This window comes from Paractinoplanes tereljensis, from assembly GCF_016862435.1.
In the GTDB taxonomy this organism is placed as follows: domain Bacteria; phylum Actinomycetota; class Actinomycetes; order Mycobacteriales; family Micromonosporaceae; genus Actinoplanes; species Actinoplanes tereljensis.
The window spans coordinates 1-2,735 of record NZ_BOMY01000070.1; the positions used below are offsets into that span (position 1 = coordinate 1).

A 2,735-nucleotide genomic window follows, 5' to 3' on the forward strand; every position below is an offset into this window, starting at 1 on the left:
CAGCAGGGGCGCGGCTGACAGCAGGGGCGCGGCTGACAGCAGGGGCGCGGCTGACAGCAGGGGCGCGGCTGACAGCAGGGGCGCGGCTGACAGCGATAGCGGGGCTGACGGCGGGAGCGGGGGCGACGCTGAGTGGATTGATGACGCTCTGCTGGTTATCAGTGAGCTGGTGCAGAACGTCAGCAAGCACACCCGCACCGACGGTGAGCTGGTGGTCAGCGTCGGGGGTGGCAGCGTGCTGGTTGAGGTCGGCGACGGCAGCACCACCGGGCCACGTCTTGAACATCCGGACGCGGACCGGCTCGGCGGGCGGGGGCTTCAGCTAATCGAAGCGATCTCAGCCCAGTGGGGTGTGCGCACCTGTCGGAACGGCAAAGTGGTCTGGGCCCGGCTGCCGGTGGTCGGCTCAGGTTGATTCCTGGTCCGACGCGCGTCGCGGGAGGGCGGCGGTGTGGCCGAAGAAGTTGCGGATGGCCACCAGCACCCGGTCGTAGTCGTCGAGGTTCAGCGGCTTGGTGACGTACGCGTTGGCGCGGGCGTTGTAACTGGAGAAGACGTCCTCCTCCGCCGCCGATGTGGTGAACACCACGGTCGGGATAGAACCGAGGTCGTCGTCGCCCTTGATGCTGGCCAGGACCTGACGGCCGTCGACCCGGGGCATGTTCAGGTCGAGCAGGATCAGGTCCGGCCGGGGCGCGTCCCGATACGGTTCCTCGCGGTGCAGGAAGGCCAGCGCTTCCGCACCGTCGGCGACATGGTGCAGGACGCTCGGGATGCTGTGCTCGGCGAAGGCACTCTCCACCAGCGCGACATCGCCGAGGTCGTCCTCGACCACCAGAACTTGCAGACGCTCGGTCACGGGGTAGATCTTGTCACGCCGCGAAGTCGTCCATCTGCTTGCGCAGCTTGCCGAGCGCCTTGGTCAGCAGACGCGAGACGTGCATCTGGGAGATGCCGATCTTCTCAGCGATCTCGGACTGGGTGAGGTTCCCGTAGAAGCGCATGCTGATGATCTTCTGCTCGCGCTCGTCGAGCCGGGCCATGGCCGGGCCGAGGGCCACCCGCAGCTCGGTGGTCTCGAACTCGGTGTCCTCGCCGCCGAGCGTGTCGCCCAGGGTCAGGCTGCCCTCGGCGTTGGCCGGCGTGGACAGGCTTGTCGAGTTGTAGGCCCGGGCGCCTTCCAGTCCTTCGAGGACTTCTTCCTCGGAGATGCCGATATGCGCGGCGATGTCCGCGACGGTGGCCGAGCGGCCCAGCGTGTTGGTCAGCGTGTTGTTCGCGGCCGTGATGGCGAGCCGGAGTTCCTGCAGGCGCCGGGGAACGCGAATCGACCAGGTGCGGTCGCGGAAGTGCCGCTTCAGCTCGCCCACGATGGTGGGGATGGCGAAGCCGGCGAACTCGATGCCGCGGTCGGCGTCGAACCGGTCGACCGACTTGATCAGGCCGACCAGGGCGACCTGGAACAGGTCGTCGACGGGCTCACCGCGGCCCGCGTACCGGTTCGCGAGGTGCCGGGCCAGCGGCATCCACGCCTCGATCGCCTGGTCCCGGACCTGCGGCCGGGACGGGTGGTCCTGGGGCAGGCCGGCCAGCGCGTTGATCAGTTCGCTGGCCCGGTCGGTGCTGCCCGACGAATCCGGCGTGCTGTCGGTGGTGCGAGTGGCGACGGCGGCCTCAGTCATGAAAATCCCTGCTTTCAGGCTGCTCGGTGACCCCGAACGGTACGCGGTCTTTTCCGCGGGTCCTCATTCCCGCAAACCCAGCCTGCGCAAACTAGTCCTATCGGGTGGAAGAAGGGGTCCGTTCGGATGATGCAAAAGTGAGGTCCGAGTTATTTGCCACACGGCAACCGCCTGTGCACAATGTGCCCGGTGAAACTGGTCGACCTGCGGGCTTGGACACTGCGCCGACGTGTCGCGATCCTGTTCGCGCTAGCCGGGGCCGTGCTGGCCGGCATCGGTGTCTCCGCCGCGATCACCGCCGCGGCCAGCAACCAGCATCTCGACACCCTGCTGGACAAGACCGGTCCGATGCGGGTCGCCGGCCAGGAGCTCTATTCGGCCTACCTGGACCAGGAAACCGGCATCCGGGGCTACGTGCTCAGCCGGTCGGCGAAGAACCTCGAGCCCTACCAGCAGGGCGTCGCCGCGGAGCAGCAACTGCTTACCCGGATCGAGACGCTCAACGCCGAACACGGCCGGAAAGAGATCACCGCCGACCTGGCGCGCGTCCGGCAGGAGGCAGACCGGTGGCGGACCGACGTTGCGCAACCGGTGCTGGCCGTCGGCGGTGCAAGTGGTCCGCAGCTCGACGAGGCGACAAGTACCGCCCGGTTCGACGCGGTCCGGGGCGCGGTCGATCAGCTGCAGGCCGACATCCTGGTACTGCGCGACGAGGCCGCCACCGCCGCCCGCCGGACCGGATCCGTACTGGTCGGGCTGCTCGGCGGGGCCGCCGGGATCGTGCTGATCGCCGGCGCGCTGCTGCTGCTCCTGCTCGACCGGCTGGTGACCAGGCCGGTGACGGCCCTCGCCGCGCAGGTCCGGGAGGTGGCCGCCGGCGACTACGACCGGGAGATCACCAGCTCGGGTTCGCCCGAGCTGCGCAGCCTGGCCGCCGACGTCGACGGCATGCGCCGGCGGATCGCCGCCGAGCTCGCCGAGGTACGCGCCGCCCGGGCCCAGGCCGAGGAAGCGCACGAAAAACTGGCCGAGAAGGCGGACGAGCTCACCCGA

At 69.0% G+C, this 2,735-nt stretch carries 4 protein-coding genes; 2 read left to right on the plus strand and 2 right to left on the minus strand.

Annotated features, from left to right (window positions below):
• Positions 1-169 precede the first annotated feature (169 nt).
• Complete coding sequence (locus Ate02nite_RS50090) at positions 170-415, plus strand: ATP-binding protein (RefSeq protein ID WP_203814755.1); 246 nt, start codon at positions 170-172, stop codon at positions 413-415.
• On the opposite strand, the gene Ate02nite_RS48230 is transcribed toward Ate02nite_RS50090, so the two are convergent.
• A complete protein-coding gene (locus Ate02nite_RS48230) occupies positions 407-859 on the minus strand; it encodes a response regulator (protein ID WP_239148251.1) in 453 nt (150 codons plus the stop codon). The two genes, Ate02nite_RS50090 and Ate02nite_RS48230, sit on opposite strands and share 9 nt — an antisense overlap.
• Before the next feature lie 13 nt (positions 860-872).
• The gene (locus Ate02nite_RS48235) at positions 873-1,682 is read right to left on the minus strand and encodes a SigB/SigF/SigG family RNA polymerase sigma factor (RefSeq protein ID WP_203814756.1); all 810 of its coding nucleotides are present in this window, start codon (positions 1,680-1,682) and stop codon (positions 873-875) included.
• 189 nt (positions 1,683-1,871) lie between these two features.
• Here Ate02nite_RS48235 and Ate02nite_RS48240 point away from each other — a divergent pair.
• The coding region (locus Ate02nite_RS48240) for a CHASE3 domain-containing protein (protein WP_203814757.1) at positions 1,872-2,735 on the plus strand (864 nt) is incomplete at its 3' end.

Coding starts and splice junctions, on each gene's coding strand:
- Ate02nite_RS48235 (WP_203814756.1), bottom strand. CDS start 1,682: ATGACTGAGGCCGCCGTCGCCACTCGCACCACCGACAGCACGCCGGAT.